This window comes from Pararhizobium sp. LjRoot255 (assembly GCF_964252905.1).
In the GTDB taxonomy this organism is placed as follows: Bacteria; Pseudomonadota; Alphaproteobacteria; order Rhizobiales; family Rhizobiaceae; genus Pararhizobium.
Genome location: NZ_CAXUPQ020000001.1, coordinates 1,797,199 through 1,814,770, shown reverse-complemented (window position 1 = coordinate 1,814,770; position 17,572 = coordinate 1,797,199). Strand labels below are relative to the sequence as shown.

The 17,572-nt window shown below is 61.9% G+C and carries 18 protein-coding genes and 1 tRNA gene; 12 read left to right on the top strand and 7 right to left on the bottom strand.

The features are described 5' to 3' along the window. Positions 1 to 84: 84 nt before the first annotated feature. Positions 85 to 159 (bottom strand) — tRNA-Gly (locus tag ACSQ2W_RS08870). Positions 160 to 403: 244 nt separating this feature from the next. On the opposite strand from ACSQ2W_RS08870, the gene ACSQ2W_RS08865 reads away from it, so the two are divergent. The 4 genes from ACSQ2W_RS08865 to ACSQ2W_RS08850 all read left to right on the top strand — a co-directional run bounded on the left by ACSQ2W_RS08865 (position 404) and on the right by ACSQ2W_RS08850 (position 2,974). Next, positions 404 to 913 (top strand): prolyl-tRNA synthetase associated domain-containing protein, encoded by a 510-nt coding sequence (locus ACSQ2W_RS08865; protein WP_436085924.1) that lies wholly within the window; start codon positions 404 to 406, stop codon positions 911 to 913. 69 nt (positions 914 to 982) lie between these two features. Continuing rightward, positions 983 to 1,966 carry a thioredoxin gene (gene trxA / locus ACSQ2W_RS08860; protein ID WP_436085923.1) on the top strand — a complete coding sequence of 328 codons (984 nt, stop codon included), beginning with the start codon at positions 983 to 985 and terminating at the stop codon, positions 1,964 to 1,966. A 129-nt stretch (positions 1,967 to 2,095) separates the two neighbouring features. Continuing rightward, complete coding sequence (locus tag ACSQ2W_RS08855; RefSeq protein WP_436085922.1) at positions 2,096 to 2,776, top strand: LON peptidase substrate-binding domain-containing protein; 681 nt, start codon at positions 2,096 to 2,098, stop codon at positions 2,774 to 2,776. A gap of 9 nt (positions 2,777 to 2,785) precedes the next feature. Then, a complete protein-coding gene (locus ACSQ2W_RS08850) occupies positions 2,786 to 2,974 on the top strand; it encodes a Trm112 family protein (protein WP_436079778.1) in 189 nt (62 codons plus the stop codon). 4 nt (positions 2,975 to 2,978) lie between these two features. Here the strand turns inward: ACSQ2W_RS08850 and ACSQ2W_RS08845 are convergent, their stop codons facing one another. Further along, entirely contained in the window at positions 2,979 to 4,328 is a 1,350-nt protein-coding gene (locus tag ACSQ2W_RS08845; protein ID WP_436087721.1) for a ubiquinone biosynthesis hydroxylase, read from the bottom strand. Between ACSQ2W_RS08845 and tesB the strand changes: the two genes are divergently transcribed. The 5 genes from tesB (at position 4,297) to ACSQ2W_RS08820 (ending at position 10,956) form a co-directional block, all read left to right on the top strand. After that, positions 4,297 to 5,193: an acyl-CoA thioesterase II gene (tesB, locus tag ACSQ2W_RS08840; RefSeq protein ID WP_436085921.1), complete on the top strand. Its 897-nt coding sequence runs from the start codon at positions 4,297 to 4,299 to the stop codon at positions 5,191 to 5,193. The two genes, ACSQ2W_RS08845 and tesB, sit on opposite strands and share 32 nt — an antisense overlap. Before the next feature lie 235 nt (positions 5,194 to 5,428). Beyond that, complete coding sequence (locus ACSQ2W_RS08835; RefSeq protein ID WP_113003762.1) at positions 5,429 to 5,767, top strand: P-II family nitrogen regulator; 339 nt, start codon at positions 5,429 to 5,431, stop codon at positions 5,765 to 5,767. Between the two features lie 29 nt (positions 5,768 to 5,796). Beyond that, positions 5,797 to 7,221 (top strand): ammonium transporter, encoded by a 1,425-nt coding sequence (locus tag ACSQ2W_RS08830; protein WP_436085920.1) that lies wholly within the window; start codon positions 5,797 to 5,799, stop codon positions 7,219 to 7,221. Positions 7,222 to 7,477: 256 nt separating this feature from the next. Continuing rightward, positions 7,478 to 10,150, top strand: a complete 2,673-nt coding sequence (locus ACSQ2W_RS08825; protein ID WP_436085919.1) for a DNA translocase FtsK — start codon at positions 7,478 to 7,480, stop codon at positions 10,148 to 10,150. A gap of 140 nt (positions 10,151 to 10,290) precedes the next feature. Beyond that, on the top strand, positions 10,291 to 10,956 hold the full coding sequence (locus tag ACSQ2W_RS08820; RefSeq protein WP_436085918.1) for an outer membrane lipoprotein carrier protein LolA: 666 nt from the start codon (positions 10,291 to 10,293) through the stop codon (positions 10,954 to 10,956). A 69-nt stretch (positions 10,957 to 11,025) separates the two neighbouring features. On the opposite strand, the gene ACSQ2W_RS08815 is transcribed toward ACSQ2W_RS08820, so the two are convergent. After that, on the bottom strand, positions 11,026 to 11,532 hold the full coding sequence (locus tag ACSQ2W_RS08815; protein ID WP_436085917.1) for an N-acetyltransferase family protein: 507 nt from the start codon (positions 11,530 to 11,532) through the stop codon (positions 11,026 to 11,028). A 276-nt stretch (positions 11,533 to 11,808) separates the two neighbouring features. Between ACSQ2W_RS08815 and ACSQ2W_RS08810 the strand changes: the two genes are divergently transcribed. After that, positions 11,809 to 12,615, top strand: a complete 807-nt coding sequence (locus ACSQ2W_RS08810; RefSeq protein ID WP_436085916.1) for an exodeoxyribonuclease III — start codon at positions 11,809 to 11,811, stop codon at positions 12,613 to 12,615. 13 nt (positions 12,616 to 12,628) lie between these two features. On the opposite strand, the gene ACSQ2W_RS08805 is transcribed toward ACSQ2W_RS08810, so the two are convergent. Continuing rightward, on the bottom strand, positions 12,629 to 13,084 hold the full coding sequence (locus ACSQ2W_RS08805; RefSeq protein ID WP_436085915.1) for a cyclic nucleotide-binding domain-containing protein: 456 nt from the start codon (positions 13,082 to 13,084) through the stop codon (positions 12,629 to 12,631). A gap of 51 nt (positions 13,085 to 13,135) precedes the next feature. After that, positions 13,136 to 13,819: a response regulator transcription factor gene (locus ACSQ2W_RS08800; RefSeq protein ID WP_436079769.1), complete on the bottom strand. Its 684-nt coding sequence runs from the start codon at positions 13,817 to 13,819 to the stop codon at positions 13,136 to 13,138. A gap of 144 nt (positions 13,820 to 13,963) precedes the next feature. Here ACSQ2W_RS08800 and ACSQ2W_RS08795 point away from each other — a divergent pair, with 144 nt between their 5' ends. Together ACSQ2W_RS08795 and ACSQ2W_RS08790 are read left to right on the top strand one after the other, a co-directional pair. Next, positions 13,964 to 14,515, top strand: a complete 552-nt coding sequence (locus tag ACSQ2W_RS08795) for a L,D-transpeptidase family protein (RefSeq protein ID WP_436085914.1) — start codon at positions 13,964 to 13,966, stop codon at positions 14,513 to 14,515. Beyond that, the gene (locus ACSQ2W_RS08790; RefSeq protein WP_436085913.1) at positions 14,512 to 15,138 is read left to right on the top strand and encodes a hypothetical protein; all 627 of its coding nucleotides are present in this window, start codon (positions 14,512 to 14,514) and stop codon (positions 15,136 to 15,138) included. Before ACSQ2W_RS08795 ends, ACSQ2W_RS08790 begins: the two co-directional genes overlap by 4 nt. A 16-nt stretch (positions 15,139 to 15,154) precedes the next feature. Here ACSQ2W_RS08790 and ACSQ2W_RS08785 read toward each other — a convergent pair whose 3' ends face one another. Together ACSQ2W_RS08785 and leuC are read right to left on the bottom strand one after the other, a co-directional pair. Further along, positions 15,155 to 15,691, bottom strand: coding sequence for a SixA phosphatase family protein (locus ACSQ2W_RS08785; protein ID WP_436085912.1), 537 nt, complete (start codon positions 15,689 to 15,691; stop codon positions 15,155 to 15,157). Positions 15,692 to 15,949: 258 nt separating this feature from the next. Then, positions 15,950 to 17,359 carry a 3-isopropylmalate dehydratase large subunit gene (leuC, locus tag ACSQ2W_RS08780; protein WP_436079766.1) on the bottom strand — a complete coding sequence of 470 codons (1,410 nt, stop codon included), beginning with the start codon at positions 17,357 to 17,359 and terminating at the stop codon, positions 15,950 to 15,952. Between the last annotated feature and the right edge of the window lie 213 nt (positions 17,360 to 17,572).

Sequence of the window (17,572 nt, the reverse complement as noted above, 5' to 3'; positions counted from 1 at the left end):
CGCTTCTGCTGGAAGCACCAGCAGAAGGCTGAAGCGTTGCGGCCGCACGCGGACGATCTAATTCAATGGATTTATAAGAGAAAATGGAGCGGGTGAAGCGATTCGAACGCTCGACCCCAACCTTGGCAAGGTTGTGCTCTACCCCTGAGCTACACCCGCTCATTGTCGACGGCCTGGGGTAGTCGGTGGCCGAAGGTCGCTGCGTTGCGGCGACGGGCGCTATATGGCCCAGCCGTTTTCCAAATGCAACAGGGAAATGACGGCTTGTGGAAGAAATTTTTGCCGGCATGCCGCAAGCCCCTGAAAACAGGGCGTTTTGCAGCCTTCTCAATTGCAACGATTGCGCTTGTCTGCCCTTCGCCGTAAATGATGACCGCCATTTTCCAAGCCGAAGGAACCCACCATGAGTGAAGTGCAGCCGAAGACGCCGGATGAATTGTTCCAGTTTCTGGACAGCCTCGGCATCGCGCACACGACCAAGCGGCACGAGCCTGTCTTTACCGTCGCCGAATCGGTGGCGCTCCGCGACGAGATCCCCGGCGGACATACAAAAAACCTGTTCGTGAAGGACAAGAAGGACAATTATTTCCTCTTGACCGTCGAAGAGAGCGCGACCGTCGATCTGAAGACCGTGCACACGATCATCGGCGGCGCCAGCAAGGTTTCCTTCGGCAAGCCGGAGAAGCTGATGGAATATCTGGGCGTCATTCCCGGCGCCGTCACCGCCTTCGGCGTGATCAACGACACCGAAAGGCAAGTGAAGATCATTGTCGATGAGGAACTGATGAAGGACGAGATCGTCAACTGCCATCCGCTCGCCAATGATGCGACGACCTCGATCGCCTCCAGCGATCTCCTGCGCTTTATCGAGGCGACGGGACATGAACCGCTTGTCTTGAAAGTGACGTCCTGACATACGATCTTTGACGGGAAAACCGAGCAGTGACGGGCAGACGGACGAAACGTCCGCGAGGAGACATGGATGAGCGGCAGCGACAACCCCTATGCAGGATCCTATGGCAACCAGATGACGGCGACGGCGAGCTACGGCGGCGCGCCGGCCAAGGCTCCCGCAGCGGCACCTGCCGGCGATCTGATCAAGGATACGACCACCGCCAGCTTTTCCCGCGACGTGCTGGAGGCCTCGCGCCAACAGCCGGTTCTCGTCGATTTCTGGGCGCCCTGGTGCGGTCCCTGCAAGCAGTTGACGCCGGTCATCGAGAAGGTCGTCACCGAGGCTCAGGGCCGCGTCAAGCTCGTCAAGATGAACATCGATGATCATCCGTCGATCGCCGGCCAACTCGGCATCCAGTCGATCCCCGCCGTCATCGCCTTTTCCGGCGGCCGTCCGGTCGATGGCTTCATGGGAGCGGTTCCTGAAAGCCAGATCCGCCAGTTCATCGACAAGATCGCCGGTCCCGTGATCGATGACCGGGCAGCCGAGATCGAGGCGGCGCTGACCGAGGCAAAGACGCTGCTCGACCAGGGCGACCTTCAGAACGCCGCCGGCCTTTTCGGCGCGGTGCTGCAGGCAGATCCGGAAAATGCCGCGGCGCTGGCAGGCCTTGCCAATTCCCTGATCGCCGCCGGCGACCTTGAGCAGGCGCGCGATGTCTTGTCCAATCTGTCCGAGGCGCTCGCCAAGGATGCCGCCATCATTGCCGTCTTGAAAAAACTTGACCAGATCGAGGAAGCCCGCAAGCTCGGCGATCCCGATGAACTGGAGCAACTGCTCGCTGCCGATCCCGAGGATCACGCGGCGCGTATCAAGCTTGCCAAGATCCGCAATGTCGAGGGCGACCGCGCGGCGGCTGCCGATCACCTCCTGAAGGTGATGACGCGCGACCGGGCCTTTGAGGACGACGGCGCCCGGCGCGAGTTGCTGCAATTCTTCGAGGTCTGGGGACCGATGGACGCGGCGACGCTTTCGGCGCGGCGGAAACTGTCGTCGATCCTGTTCTCGTGACACCTTTGTGACGCGCTCTCTTGAGATTTCAGGTTGGTGCACCATTTCTTGTCCATAAGCGGCGGCCCGTAAGCCGCGCGAGCCGCAATCACCAATGAAGCGCCTGACAGCGACGGGGTATGGTCAGAAATGCAAGTGGGAAATGCACGTTATCTGAGGCCTCAGGACCTGCCGGATACGCTTCCGGTATTTCCGCTGACGGGCGTGCTTTTGCTTCCCGGCTCGCAATTGCCGCTGAACATTTTCGAGCCGCGCTACCTTGCCATGTTCGACGATGCGCTGGCCGGAAACCGCCTGATCGGCATGGTCCAGCCCTCCTTTGGCGAATCGCGCGAGGAAGCCGGGCAGGCGCATGTGCAGGCGCTTTGCCAGGTCGGTTGCATTGGCCGGATCACCTCCTTCGCCGAGATGGAGGACGGCCGCTACCTGACGTCGCTGACCGGCATCTGCCGCTTTCGCTTGTTCAACGAACTGCATCCGACGAAGGGTTATCGCAATTTCCACATCGCGCCCTTCGCCGCCGATCTTGCCGGGACGCAGGATGAAGCCCAGGTCGACCGGGAAGCCCTGCTTGCCGCCTTCCGGGCCTATCTCGACGCCAACAAGCTGGAAGCGGACTGGGAAAGCGTCGAGCGGGCGAGCAACGCCACGCTGGTCAATTCCATGGCGATGATGTCACCCTACGGCCCGGCCGAGAAGCAGGCGCTGCTCGAGGCCCCTGACCTCAAGACCCGCGCCGAAACGCTGATCGCCATCACCGAGATCGTCCTTGCCCGCAGCTTCGGCGACATCGAAAACATTCTGCAGTAGGCGCAAGTGATGGAAGACAGGACCAGCCGCGTGGACCCGAAACTGCTCGAACTTCTCGTCTGCCCGCTGACCAAGGGCCGCCTCAGCTATAACGCCGCCGACAATGAACTGATCTCGGAAAAGGCAAAGCTCGCCTATCCGATCCGCGACGGCATTCCGATCATGCTGATCTCCGAGGCGCGCGAGATCGAGGATTGACCGCTCAGATCGGCTGCCCAGCCAGCAGCTTCGGCTCACCCTGCCCGCCAAGCCCCGACGCCTGACGGATGAAGAACGACTTCAGCGACGGCATGCGATCGACGAGCCCCAGGCCAAAATCGCGCAGCGCCCGGACCGGCGTGATGTCGTTGGAAAACAGGCGGTTCAGCACGTCGGTCGTCACGCCCATCCGGAAGGTGTCGAAGCGCCGCCAGCTCTGGTAGCGCTCGAGCACCGCCAGCGAGCCGATATCGAGACCGAGGCGATCCGCATCGACAATGGTCTCCGCCAGCGCCGCCACATCCTTGAAGCCGAGATTGAGGCCTTGGCCGGAAATCGGATGGATGCCGTGCGCGGCATCGCCCGCAAGAGCAAAACGTGGGGCTACGAAATCGCGCGCCAAGGTCAGGCCGAGCGGAAAGGCCTGCCGTCCGCCCACGACCTTCAGCACGCCGAGCCTGTGGCCGAAGCGTCGCTCCAGCTCTTCCTCGAAGACGAGGTCGTCGCTGGCGATCAGCCGCTCCGCATCGCGTGTCCACTCCGTCCAGACCAGCGAGGACCGGTTGTTCTTGAGCGGCAGCGTCGCAAAGGGACCGGCCGGCAGGAAATGCTCCTCCGCCGTGCCCTCATGCGGGCGCTCGTGCTCGACGGTGGTGACGATGCCGGACTGCCCATAGTCGAATTCGACGGTCTTGATGCCGGCGGCGTCGCGCAACTTCGAGCGCACGCCGTCGCAGGCAACCAGCAGCCGCGCCTCGACCACGTCGCCACTCGACAGCGTGACCGAGACCGCATGATCGCCGCTCTTGAAATCCTTGGCGACCTGCGACTGGCGGATATCGATGCCAAACGCGCCGGCAGCCTTGCGCAACGCACCGACCAGCGCCACGTTCGGCACCATATGGGCAAAAGGCCGCCCATCGACCCCGCCCTCTTCAAACGTCAGGAACACCGGGCGGACCGGATCGGCGGTTCTCGAATCGGTGATCACCATGCGCTTGATCGGCTCGGCTTCCGGCTCGATCTCGCTCCAGATGCCGAGCACGTCGAGCATCTGCGAGGCGGCGGCGATGATCGCCGAGGCGCGCTCGTCCTTCTTCCAGGCGCCCTCGGGCGTAGCATCGATCACGGTCACGGCAAGATGCGGCGCCGCCTTTTTGACGGATACGGCCAGCGACAGGCCGACATAACCGCCGCCCGCAATCAGCACATCGATCATCTCTCGTTCTCCCGTCGCTCTTGAGCATTGCTTCTCGCCTATATAGATCATTGCTGCGCCCCTTCCTACCACCGACGCCATTCTACCGCTGGAGATTGCCGAAATGTCGCGCCCCCATGACAACCCCGCCCCGATGCCCGCCCCGATGGATGTCCTCCTGCAGACGCTGGATCTGGAGAAGCTCGAGGAAAACCTGTTTCGCGGCCGCTCGCCGCAGGTTGGCTGGCAGCGCGTCTTCGGCGGACAGGTCATCGGCCAGGCGCTGGTGGCCGCGCAACGCACCGTCAGCGAAGGCCGCTACGTGCATTCGCTGCACGCCTATTTCATGCGGCCCGGCGATCCGGCGGTTCCGATCATCTATGATGTCGACCGTATCCGTGACGGATCGAGCTTCGCCACCCGCCGCGTCGTCGCCATCCAGCACGGCAAGGCGATCTTCTCGATGTCAGCCTCCTTCCAGTTCGATGAGGACGGCTTCGACCACCAGATTACCATGCCGGACGTGACGCCGCCGGAAAGCCTGATGGGCGAGCTGGACATCAAGGAGAAATTCCTCGTCAATGCGCCCGAAGCGGTCCGGCGCTACTGGGAACGTCCGCGGCCGATCGAGATCCGCCCCGTCTCGCTCAAGCATTATTTCTCGCGCGACAGGCTGGAGCCCGTGCAGGACGTGTGGGTGAAGGCGGTCGGCGCCGTTCCAGACGAGCGCCATATCCAGGCGGCCGTACTTGCCTATATCTCCGACATGACCCTGCTCGACACGGCGCTCTATGCCCATGGCACCTCTGTCTTCGACCGCGACCTGCAGGTGGCGAGCCTCGATCATGCCATGTGGTTCCACCGGCCCTGCCGCATGGACGATTGGCTGCTTTACACTCAGGACAGCCCAAGCGCTTTCGGCGCGCGCGGCATGACCCGGGGCAGCCTTTTTGACCGCTCCGGCGTCCTGATTGCCTCGGTCGCCCAGGAAGGCTTGATCCGGAAAAAGGCATCTGAATAAAAAAACGTCATTTTTTATTTTTTGCCCATTTTTTCATCGTTAAAATTGATGTTTTTTTAACATTTTTCCGGCCTCGCCCGGAAAAATGTGGCTTTTCCATGTCTTTTCATAGGGTTAAGATCCCGTTTCGAATCTGGCACGCGCCTTGAATAGCAATGCGCGGTCGTTGGGGAATTGTGCTCGGCGGCAACGAGAGACGGCCCCCGAGCCGAACATGAACAAGGATGGGAAACAGATGAAAATTGTGATGGCCATTATCAAGCCGTTCAAGCTCGATGAGGTTCGCGAAGCCCTCACCGCTGTCGGCATCCAGGGCCTGACCGTGACCGAAGTGAAGGGTTACGGGCGCCAGAAGGGACACACGGAAATCTATCGCGGCACCGAATATGCCGTCAGCTTCCTGCCGAAGCTGAAAATCGAAATCGCCGTCGCCTCCGAGATCGTCGACAAGGCCGTCGAGGCGATCGCATCCGCGGCCAAGACCGGCCAGATCGGCGACGGCAAGATCTTCGTCTATTCGATTGACCATGCGGTGCGCATTCGTACCGGCGAAACCGATTCAGAAGCGCTGTAAGTCACGGCAGTTCAGGGAGCTACATTTCAATGTCCTCATTTAAACTTTCCACCGCTCTCGGACGCGTGAGCGCTGCAGCCGCAGCCTTCCTCGCCCCGGCCATTGCCTTTGCGCAGGAAACGGCGCCGGCCGCCGCCGAAGCCGTGGCCGCAGCGCCGGTTCCGGACAAGGGCGATACCACCTGGATGCTGGTGTCCTCGGCGCTCGTGCTCCTGATGACCGTTCCCGGCCTTGCCCTGTTCTACGGCGGCCTCGTCCGCTCCAAGAACATGCTGTCCGTCATGATGCAGGTTCTCATGATCGCCGCCGTCGCGATGATCGTCTGGGTCACCTATGGATATTCCATGGCCTTCACGGCCGGCGGCAGCATGAATTCCTTCATCGGCGGCTTCTCCAAGCTGTTCCTCGCCGGCGTCGACACGACAACGGTCGCTGAAACCTTCTCTAAGGGCGTCGTCATTCCGGAACTGGCATTCGTCATCTTCCAGATGACCTTCGCCGCAATCACGCCCGGCCTCATCGTCGGCGCCTTCGCCGAACGCGTGAAGTTCTCCGCCGTGATCCTGTTCACGATCCTGTGGCTGACCTTCATTTACTTCCCGATCGCCCACATGGTCTGGTTCTGGGGCGGCCCGAGCCTCTATGCCGATCCGTCCGGCCTGATCTTCGGCTTCGGCGCCATCGACTTCGCAGGCGGCACCGTCGTTCACATCAATGCCGGTATCGCAGGCCTCGTCGGCTGCATCATGATCGGCAAGCGCACCGGCTTCGGCAAGGACATGATGGCTCCGCACTCCATGACGCTCACCATGGTCGGCGCCTCCCTTCTCTGGGTCGGCTGGTTCGGCTTTAACGCCGGCTCCAACCTTGAAGCCAATGGCTATGCCGCGCTCGCCATGATCAACACCTTCGTTGCCGCTGCTGCCGCCGTCATCTCCTGGTCGGTTGTCGAGACCTTCACCCGCGGCAAGGCCTCGATCCTCGGCGCGGTATCGGGTGCTGTCGCAGGCCTCGTCGTCATCACGCCTGCCGCCGGCTTCGTCGGCCCGATGGGTGCCATCGTCATGGGTCTCGTCGTCTCCCCGATTTGCTACTTCTTCGTCTCCGCGGTGAAGAACAAGTTCGGTTACGACGATACGGCCGACGTCTTCGGCGTTCACTGCATCGGCGGTATCCTCGGCGCACTGCTGACCGGCGTTTTCGTCAACCCGGCGCTGGGCGGCGCAGGCATCGTCAACTACGCCGATCCGGCCTTCGCCGCGATCTACGACGGGACTACAACCCAGGTTTGGCGCCAGTTCCAGGGCGTCGTCGTCACGCTGTTGTGGTCGGGCATCGGCTCGGCGATCCTCTACAAGATCGTCGACGTCATCGTCGGCCTGCGCGTCACGGTCGAAGCGGAGCGCGAAGGTCTCGACCTCTCGTCCCACGGCGAAGCCGCCTACCACTCCTGAGAAATTACGGAGCCGGGAAAACCGGCTCCGTGCCCAGTCCCGTCGCGGTCTCGTGTCTCACGAAGCCGCATCTTTGCCCGGATCTCGCATCCGGGCTTTTTTTTTGTGGTCGGTTTGCCCCGGCCGTGGAAAACCAGCCCGGCAGAAGCGTTTCCCGTAAACGAAGCATCAAGGTTAATAGGGCTTTAACCCTCCTCTGCTTACGGTGGAAGCATGTGCGCATTGCGCTTTGCAGACGAACGGGCAGCAGGTCACCATGAGCAGAAGCAATCAGGCGGTATTCGACAACCGTTCCAACCGGTTTGTGCTTTCCACATTTGTCTTAAGGCAGGTGGCCGCGCTGGCGGGCTTTACGCTGTTTGTCGCGCTCGGCTTCGCCGTCGCAGCACTATCGACCTGGAACGTCTCCGATCCGAGCTTCTCCTATGCGACCGCTGATGCCCCGACCAACGTTCTTGGTTATACGGGTGCGGCCTTCGCCGATATCTTCATGCAGTTCTTCGGCATTGCCAGCGTCGTGGCGCTGCTTCCCGTCGTTGCCTGGGCCTTGGTGCTGATCTTCAGCAAGCCCTTCGACCGCATCCCCAAGCGCGCCGCGGCATGGTTCGGCGGCTCAGTGCTCGCCTCCGCCGCTCTCGGCTGCATTCCCGCGCCGGTCACCTGGCCGCTGCCGAGCGGCCTCGGCGGCGTTTTCGGTGACATGATCCTGAGGTTTCCCGCGCTTTTCACCGGCACCTTTCCGTCCGGCACGTTCGGCACGGTGCTTGGCATATTGCTGGCCCTGCCCGCCACCTATTTCCTGGTCTATAGCGCCGGTCTGATCGGGGTTTCCGATCCGGAAGAGGATATGCCGGTCCCCGCTCCGGCGCCCAGCAAGGCACGCACGGTCAGCGATGAGATGGAAGACGACGAATCCGAAGGCATCGTCATGGTCCTCGCTGGGGCGCTCACCCATATGCGCTTCACCGCCCAGGCGCGTTTCCGCCGCTTGTTCGGCCTCAGCGGCCGCCGCAAGCCCGCTTCGCGCCACTACGACGAGCCCTACGACTTCAACACCGACGAATTCGGCACGCTGAACGAGCCGGTGCGCCCGAAGACCATGTCCCGCGCCGAGCGGGTCGAGCCCTCGCTCGACCGCAGCGAGCGCCGCGTCGTCGCAGCGCCGCCGATGTCGATCGATGATGATGACGATGACGATTTCCTCGACACAGGCCGCCGCCCGGCCGGTATCATGCCGGACGACGACGAGGACGACATTGATCCCGCTGCCGATTGGGCGCCGGCGCCGGCACCACGCAAGCAGCCGCCGTCGCAACTCAGCCCACGCGTTATTCCGGCCGCCCCGCGCCCGAAGACCGGTCAGCGCGTCGAGCGGGAGGCGCAGGCCTCCTTTGTCTCCGACGACGACGATTTCGTCCTGCCGCCGCTGCATTTCCTGGCCGAGCCGAAGAATGTCGCACGTGACGCGACGCTGTCGGCCGATGCGCTGGAGCAGAATGCCCGCATGCTCGAAGGCGTGCTGGAGGATTTCGGCGTCAAGGGCGAGATCATCCATGTCCGCCCCGGCCCCGTCGTCACGCTCTACGAGCTGGAGCCCGCCCCCGGCATCAAGTCCTCCCGCGTCATCGGTCTTGCCGACGACATCGCCCGCTCGATGTCGGCGATTGCTGCCCGCGTCGCCGTCGTGCCCGGCCGTAATGCCATCGGTATCGAACTGCCGAACCAGCGCCGGGAAACCGTCTACCTGCGTGAACTCCTGGGCAGCCGCGATTTCGAACAGAGCAAGGCGAAGCTCGCCATGGCGCTCGGCAAGAACATCGGTGGCGAGCCGGTCATCGCCGATATTGCCAAGATGCCGCATCTGCTCGTTGCCGGTACCACCGGCTCCGGCAAATCCGTCGCCATCAACACCTTCATCCTCTCGCTGCTCTATCGCCTGACGCCCGAGCAATGCCGCCTGATCATGATCGATCCGAAGATGCTCGAACTCTCCGTCTATGACGGCATTCCACATCTGCTCTCGCCCGTCGTCACAGATCCGAAGAAGGCCGTCGTCGCGCTGAAATGGACCGTGCGCGAAATGGAAGAGCGCTACAAGAAGATGTCGAAGATCGGCGTGCGCAATATCGACGGCTTCAACAGCCGCGTCGAGCAGGCGCTGGCCAAGGGCGAGCAGATCAGCCGCACCGTCCAGACAGGCTTCGACCGCCAGACCGGCGAGGCGACTTACGAGACGGAAGAATTCGACTTGGCCCCGATGCCCTACATCGTCGTCATCATCGACGAAATGGCCGACCTGATGATGGTCGCCGGCAAGGACATCGAAGGCGCCGTCCAGCGCCTGGCCCAGATGGCCCGCGCCGCCGGCATCCACGTCATCATGGCAACGCAACGCCCGTCCGTGGACGTCATCACCGGCACGATCAAGGCGAACTTCCCGACCCGCATCTCCTTCCAGGTCACGTCGAAGATCGACAGCCGCACCATCCTTGGCGAACAGGGCGCCGAGCAGCTGCTCGGCATGGGCGACATGCTCTACATGGCCGGCGGCGGCCGCATCCAGCGCGTCCACGGTCCCTTCGTCTCTGACACCGAGGTCGAGGACGTGGTCGCCTACCTGAAGACGCAAGGGGCACCGCAATATCTCGACGCCATCACCGAGGATGACGACGAGGACGCCGAAGGCGGCGGCCCGGCCGGCACCTCCAACCTCGCCGAATCCGACGATCCCTACGACCAGGCGGTCGCCATCGTGCTGCGCGACGGCAAGGCCTCGACCTCCTACGTTCAGCGCCGCCTCGGCATTGGCTACAACCGCGCCGCCTCGCTGATCGAACGCATGGAACAGGAGGGCATCATCGGGCCCGCCAATCATGCCGGCAAACGCGAGATCCTGGTGCCGACGGAAAGCGAAATCACCGGCCGGTAAAACCGCGCACGACCCTTGTCGCGCCAGCCGGACGGAGGGTCCCGCGCGCGACCTCACGGGGAATTGAAGACGGGCACGGGAGCCGCCTTGAAGGCGCCGCACTTGCGCTCCACATGAGACTGGAAATGAAGGAGATTACCATGACAGACACCGCAACCGGCCGCCGCGGACAGAAGCACGCGTTTTCGCTGCCGCGCCGATGGCTTGTCGGTGGTCTCGCGGCTTTCGCTGCCCTGGCATTCATCGGCCTTCCCATCGAACCCGCCCGGGCGCAAGCGGGCGTCGCCCAGAAAATCGCCGATCATTTCGCCTCCGTGAAGACGATGAGCGGCGAGTTCGTACAGTTCGGCCCGCGCGGCGAGCAGACGGGCGGCAAGTTCTATATCAGCCGTCCCGGCAAGATCCGCTTCAACTATGAGGCACCCTCGCCGATGCGCGTGATTGCCGACGGCAAGTCGGTCGTCATCGGCAACCAGAAAATGAAGACCTGGGACATCTATCCCTTGTCGAAGACGCCGCTGAAGCTGCTCTTGTCCGACAATATCGACCTGACCGGCAAGATGGTGCGCGACGTCAAGGAAGAGGCCGATCTGATCACCATCGTACTCGGCGACCGCAGTGTGTTCGGCGATGCGACGATCACCCTGATGTTCGACCCGAAGACCTATGACCTGCGCCAGTGGACGATCACCGACGCGCAGAAGAAGGACACCTCGGTGATGATCTTCAACGTCAAGAACGGCGTGCCGATGGACGACAAGGTCTTCCAGATTCCTTACGACGACGTGCGCAACAAGTCGAAATGAGCCGCATCTGAAACGACGCCTTCTGCTATCGCTGATTTGGCCGGATGTTTGATCGCCTCCGGAACAGCATCAGGCCGATGACGCCTCGCCGTCGATCCGCCGCATCATCAGGATCTCGTCGATCTCCCGTCCCTCGTGGATCGTGCCGCCGGCTATGCGGCCGGCCTCGACAAAACCCTCGCGCTGGTAAAACCGGATCGCTGCCGGGTTTTCGCCACTGACGGCAAGCTCCAGCTGGCGGATACCGGCTTCGCGGGCATGGCGAACAATCGCTTCGAGAAGCGCTTTCGCATGACCGCCGCCGCGCCGGTCGCGACGCACATAGACCATGACAACGGTTGCGCGGTGCGCCATCTTGCTTGCGCCTTGCCGAATGAGCCCCATGATGGCAATCGGCTCTTCCTCGTGAAAATCGACAAAGACTGCAGCAGCGGTCAGGCGGCGGCGCCACTCGTCATCCGGCAGCTTTTCCCAATCCGCGGCGCTGCTGGCAAAGACGGCAGGCTCGGCGCGCAGCGCTTCGAGCCGGATGCGGCGAAAGACGTCGAAATCCTCGGGGGCGAGATGCCGGATCATGGAGGACCTTTCCTGGAGAAGCCGCGCCGTATCCATCGCAGCAAATGAAACCTGGGCGGCAATAGATATCACCGGACACAACTGTCAATATGGCTGCAAATCCAATGGCCAAGCGCGACAAAAGCCTTACAGCGCTGCGCGTCTTTGCAGACGCGCAAAGGTCGCTGTAACACTTTGGAATGCTGCATAATTTTGTCCTTAAATCGATTCCGATTTAAGGAATTATGCAGTATGACGTCCGCTTTAACAAAGCACATCCAAGGAAAGACCTCCCGCATGGCATTGTCGATCGCGACCTGGAACATCAACTCGGTGCGCCTGCGCATGCCGCTGGTCGAACATCTCCTGAAGACATGGTCGCCGGACGTTTTGTGCCTTCAGGAAACCAAATGCCCGAACGATCTGTTCCCGTTTTCGCCCCTCAAGGCGCTCGGCTACGAGCACATCGCCATTCACGGCCAGAAGGGCTACCACGGCGTCGCCACCCTTTCCCGCCTGCCGCTCAATGAACTGACCGACCGGCGCGATTATTGCGGTGTCGGCGATGCCCGCCATCTCTCCGTCGTCTTCGAAAAATCCGGCAAGAAGATTCGCCTGCACAATTTCTATGTCCCCGCCGGCGGCGACGAGCCGGACCGGACGATCAACCAGAAATTCGGCCATAAGCTCGATTTCATCGACGAGATGAAGCTGCTGCATGCCGAAAGCGAAGCCGGTATCTCGTCGATCCTCGTCGGCGACCTCAACATCGCGCCGCTCGAGCATGACGTCTGGTCGCACAAGCAGCTTTTGAAGATCGTCAGCCACACCCCGGTCGAAACCGAGGGCCTCACCACCGTCATGACCGGCGGCGCCTGGGTCGATCTGATGCGCCAGAACACACCGTCGCCGGAAAAGCTCTATACCTGGTGGAGTTACCGCGCCAAGGATTGGGAAGCCGCCGACAAGGGCCGCCGCCTCGACCACGTCTGGTCCTCCGCCGATCTCTCCCCGCACCTGACCCGCGTCGATATCCTCAAGGAAGCCCGCGGCTGGGACCGTCCCTCCGACCACGTGCCGGTGATTGCCCATTTCGATTTGTAAGAATTCGGGCCTGTCACCCGAACCGCGGCGCCAGCTTCTGCATGTTGCGGATCATCGTCTGCAGATTGTCCTTGATCCGCGCTTCGACGACGACGGCCACTTCCGGATATTCCTCCAGCATGCGGCGAAACAGCGGCCGGTTGATGCGGATGACTTCGCTGTCTTCCTCGGCCGTCGCGGTGAACTTGCGCTCGACGAAGGAAATCATCGCCAGTTCCGAGAGAAGCGTTCCGCGCCCGACCGTATCGACGACCTCGACGCTGCCATCGACCTGACTGCGGGTGAGACTGAACGAGCCACTGGCGATGGCGAACGCGCAATCGGCCGGTGCGCCCTCGCGAAAGAGCTGCTGGCCCCTGTTGAGGCGCCGGCGCTCGGCCCCGAAAGCGATCAGCCGCAGCTTGTCGTCATCAATATCCGCAAACAGCGGCACGACGGACAGAAGGGCGATGTCGTCATTGAGCGACAAGGGAATACCTCGAAGAAAGCATAATGCCGGGTGCCGTTACTTCCCCCGTATTCAGGGAACGATCTTGTACCCGCCATTCTCTGTCACCAAAATCTCTGCATTGGAAGGGTCGCGCTCGATTTTCTGGCGCAGCCGATAGACATGGGTCTCGAGCGTGTGGGTCGTGACGCCGGAATTGTAGCCCCAGACCTCTTCGAGCAGCACGTCGCGCGTCACCACTTTCTGGTCGGCGCGATAGAGATAGCGGATGATCGCCGCCTCTTTTTCGGTGAGCCTTATCTTCTGGCCGTTTTCCAGCGTCAGCAGCTTCTGCCCCGGCTTGAACGTATAGGGGCCGACGGTGAAGGTCGCGTCCTCGCTCTGCTCGTGCTGGCGCAGCTGCGCCCTTATGCGGGCAAGCAGCACGGCGAAGCGGAAGGGCTTGGTCACATAGTCGTTGGCGCCTGCTTCCAGCCCGAGGATCGTATCGGAATCGGTGTCATGGCCGGTCAGCATGATGATCGGCGCCTTGAATCCGCCCTTGCGCAAGAGTTTCACCGCCTCGCGCCCGTCCATGTCCGGCAGGCCGACATCCATCACCAGAAGGGCGATCTGCTGGTTGCGGGCCGTATGGATGCCCTTGGCCGCCGTCGGCTCCTGAAGAATGGTGAATTCCTCATAGAGGGAAAGCTGCTCGGTCAACGTTGCGCGCAGATCGTTGTCATCATCGACGAGAAGAATGGTGCGGGCCGACATGCTGAGATCCCTCCTTGCTTCCGGATTAAAACTAGCTCAATCGCTGCCTTAAACAAGCAATGGAAGCTTCACCCGTTTGTTGCATATTGTGTAGTGCTATGGTGTGGTTTCAGATCACGGACAACGCAAAAAACTGTGTGTAAAATGCGACGAAAACCCCGCAAGGCTGCAAATCCTGTCCGCACCATCGTCGTCAGAAGAAAACCGGGAAATCAAAGCCGCGCGCTGGTCACCTTCGCAGGCCGCACCGAGGAGGCCGCGATCGGCCGCAGCGGCATCAGTTCGCGCAAGCGCGAGGGCGATGGCGCCACCCCCATTGCCGCCATGCGCCTGATCGGCGGTTATGTCCGCCACGATCGCGTGAGCCTGCCGCCAACCGCCCTGCCGCTTCGCTTCACGCCGAGAAACCTGCTCTGGTGCGACGAGCCGCGCCATGCCAACTACAACCGCCCGGTGACCGCTCCGTTCAAGCCCAGCCACGAAAAAATGCGCCGCGAAGACGGCCTCTACGATATCTGCCTGGTGATGGACTGGAACCTGCGCTCGCGCAAACGCTACGGCGGCTCGGCCATCTTCTTCCATCTCGCCAAGCCAGGCTACGAACCGACCGAGGGCTGCGTTGCAGTGAGCCTGCCGGCGATGAAGCGGCTGTTGCGGTTCATGCGGCGGGGGACTGTGGTGAGGGTGCTGAGATGACGGGCAATCTCGAGAATCAGAGCGTGAACACGCCCCTCTACATCGCCGTGAGAAAATTCGGTCCATCGCAAGGACCGCAATGGAGCGAATACATTGCCTGGTCGGGCCTAACGCAACTTGATGAGATCGTGACGCTCGACGGGATGATTTGCCCGGTCATTCTCGAGGAAACGAAGGCCGGTTATTGGGATCACATCGTCAACGAAGACGGCATGCTGAATTTCTTCACCGACTTTGATTTTCTCATCCAGGAACTCGGTTCGCCGGTCAACGTCAACATCCTCGCGGTTCTACTCAACCCAACGGAAGAGGCCGTCCGGGAAGGCCTGGGTGAGCGCTTTCAGTTTGTCGGCTACGACCTCCTGGATCAGGGCCACAGCGTCAGTGCTCTATGCAACTGCGGCGGTTTTCCGGATGTCTTTGCCAATGCGGAGCTTTCCGCAAAGGGTTTGCTTGAAGACTATGGCAGGGCGAGAGAAGTTCAGCGTGACCTGAAGGAACGTTACCCGGAAGAGCGTCACGCCGATTGCAACATCTGGGCTATCTTTTCGGATGGACGCGACATGACAGGCGCTTGCGACGACGACGCTGTGCCACGCCCAACGTGGAGTGGGCGTAAGTAAGATTGGTCACCGCCGCTCACCCCAAAGATTTCGGCGTCACGAAGCGCTCCAGATAACCGCTGCCCGCCGCAGTCTCGTCCCATCCATCGACATCGAAGTCGATGACGGCGAGCCCCGCCGTCGGGAACTTGTCCTCCATGCGATCCACGGCATCCGCATCGCCGTCCGTCACGAGAAGCGACGCGGCTTTCTCCATGCCGGGATTGTGGCCGACGATCAACAGGGTGCGAATGTCGGACCCGACCGCCCGGATCTCATCGATAATTCGCTCCGCCGATACCTCATAGATATCAGGCGCCTCGCGCTCGTCGACCTTTCCCGACAGGGTCTTGCGAACGACTTTCCACGTCTCCTGCGCGCGGCGGGCAGGAGAGACGAGAGCAAGATCGGGGATCAGTTTTTCCCGCGCCATATAGGCGCCAATGACGTGTGCTGCCTTGCGACCGCGCTCCGCCAGCGGCCGCTCACGATCTGCCACACCGTCGGGCCAGGCGGATTTTGCATGTCGCAGAAGGATCAGGCGGCGTTTCGGCTCTGCGGATTTCTTGGCCATTTGGTTCCTCCCACCTCCCCTTCGAGGAGAAGGGCAATCGCATATAGTTTTGCGGCTCGCTCCCTCTTCTCCCCGGCGGGGAGAACGTGGCACGAAGCGTCGGATGAGGGGGCGGCCGGCGCCGAAATAGCAGCGAACCCTCCCTCATCGCCTCGCATACGCTCGGCACCTCTCCCCGCTGGGGAGAAGAGGGAGCTTGTTGCAATCGCCTTCAATCAGATGTGCCGGCCCTCCCCCTTCAAGGGGAGGGTCAAAGTCTTACTTCCACTCGCGGATATCGACGAAGTGACCCGACACGGCCGCCGCCGCTGCCATGGCGGGCGACACGAGGTGCGTGCGGCCCTTGAAGCCCTGGCGGCCCTCGAAGTTGCGGTTGGAGGTGGACGCACAGCGCTCGCCCGGCTTCAGGCGGTCGTCGTTCATGGCCAGACACATGGAACAGCCCGGCTCGCGCCAGTCGAACCCAGCCGCCTTGAAGATCTTGTCGAGGCCTTCGGCTTCCGCCTGTTCCTTGACGAGGCCCGAACCCGGCACGATCATCGCCGAGACGGTCGGAGCGACGGTACGGCCTTCGACGACCTTGGCGACTTCGCGCAGATCCTCGATACGGCCGTTGGTGCAGGAGCCGATGAAGACGCGGTCGATGTTGATGTCGGTTATCTTCGTGCCCGGCTTTAGGCCCATATAGTCGAGCGCGCGCCACTTCGAGGTGCGCTTGTTCTCGTCCAGGATCTCGTCCGGGTTCGGAACGATGCCCTGGACGGAGATGACGTCTTCCGGCGAGGAGCCCCAGGAAACGATCGGCGGCAGCGCTGCGGCATCGAGCACGACGACGCGGTCGAAGTGGGCGCCTTCATCGGTGTGCAGCGTCTTCCAGTAGGCGATCGCCTGTTCCAGTTCTTCGCCCTTCGGTGCGCGCGGCTTGCCCTTGATGTATTCGAAGGTCTTTTCATCCGGCGCGATCAGGCCGGCGCGGGCGCCGCCTTCGATCGTCATGTTGCAGATAGTCATGCGGCCTTCCATCGACAGCGCGCGGATGGCTTCGCCGGCGAACTCGATGACGTGGCCGGTGCCGCCGGCCGTGCCGATCTCGCCGATGATGGCAAGGATGATGTCCTTCGCCGTGACGCCTTCCGGCAGCTGGCCATCGACGCGCACCAGCATGTTCTTGGCCTTCTTCTGGATCAGCGTCTGGGTGGCGAGCACATGCTCGACCTCGGACGTGCCGATACCATGTGCCAGCGCTCCGAAGGCGCCATGCGTCGAGGTGTGGCTGTCACCGCAGACGATGGTCATGCCCGGCAGGGTGAAGCCCTGCTCGGGACCGACGATGTGGACGATGCCCTGGCGCTTGTCGCTGGCCGAATAATATTCGACGCCGAAATCGGCGGCGTTCTGGGCCAGTGCCTCGACCTGGATGCGGCTTTCCTCGTTTTTGATGCCGAGATGGCGATCCGGCGAGGTCGGAACGTTGTGGTCGACGACGGCAAGCGTCTTTTGCGGCGCCCGCACCTTGCGGTTCGTCATGCGCAGCCCCTCGAACGCCTGCGGGCTCGTCACTTCATGGACGAGATGGCGGTCGATGTAGAGAAGACAGGTTCCGTCGTCCTGTTGATCGACCAGATGGTCGTCCCAGATTTTATCGTAGAGAGTACGCGGTGCGCTCATGGCTTTTCATCCATAGTAAAGAAGAAGGTCAGGAAAATGCCCGGCGAAAGGGCGCCGGAAACCCAGCCGGGGTCAGGCCCCGAAGATCAACGAAGTCGGCTGTTGAGCGCGCCCGAAACGCACGCAAAAAACCGTGCCGGCAGACGCTTGTGGTCCTGCAGCACGACGATTTTCTGCGGTAAACACCCGAATTTGGATTCCATGGCGCCGATA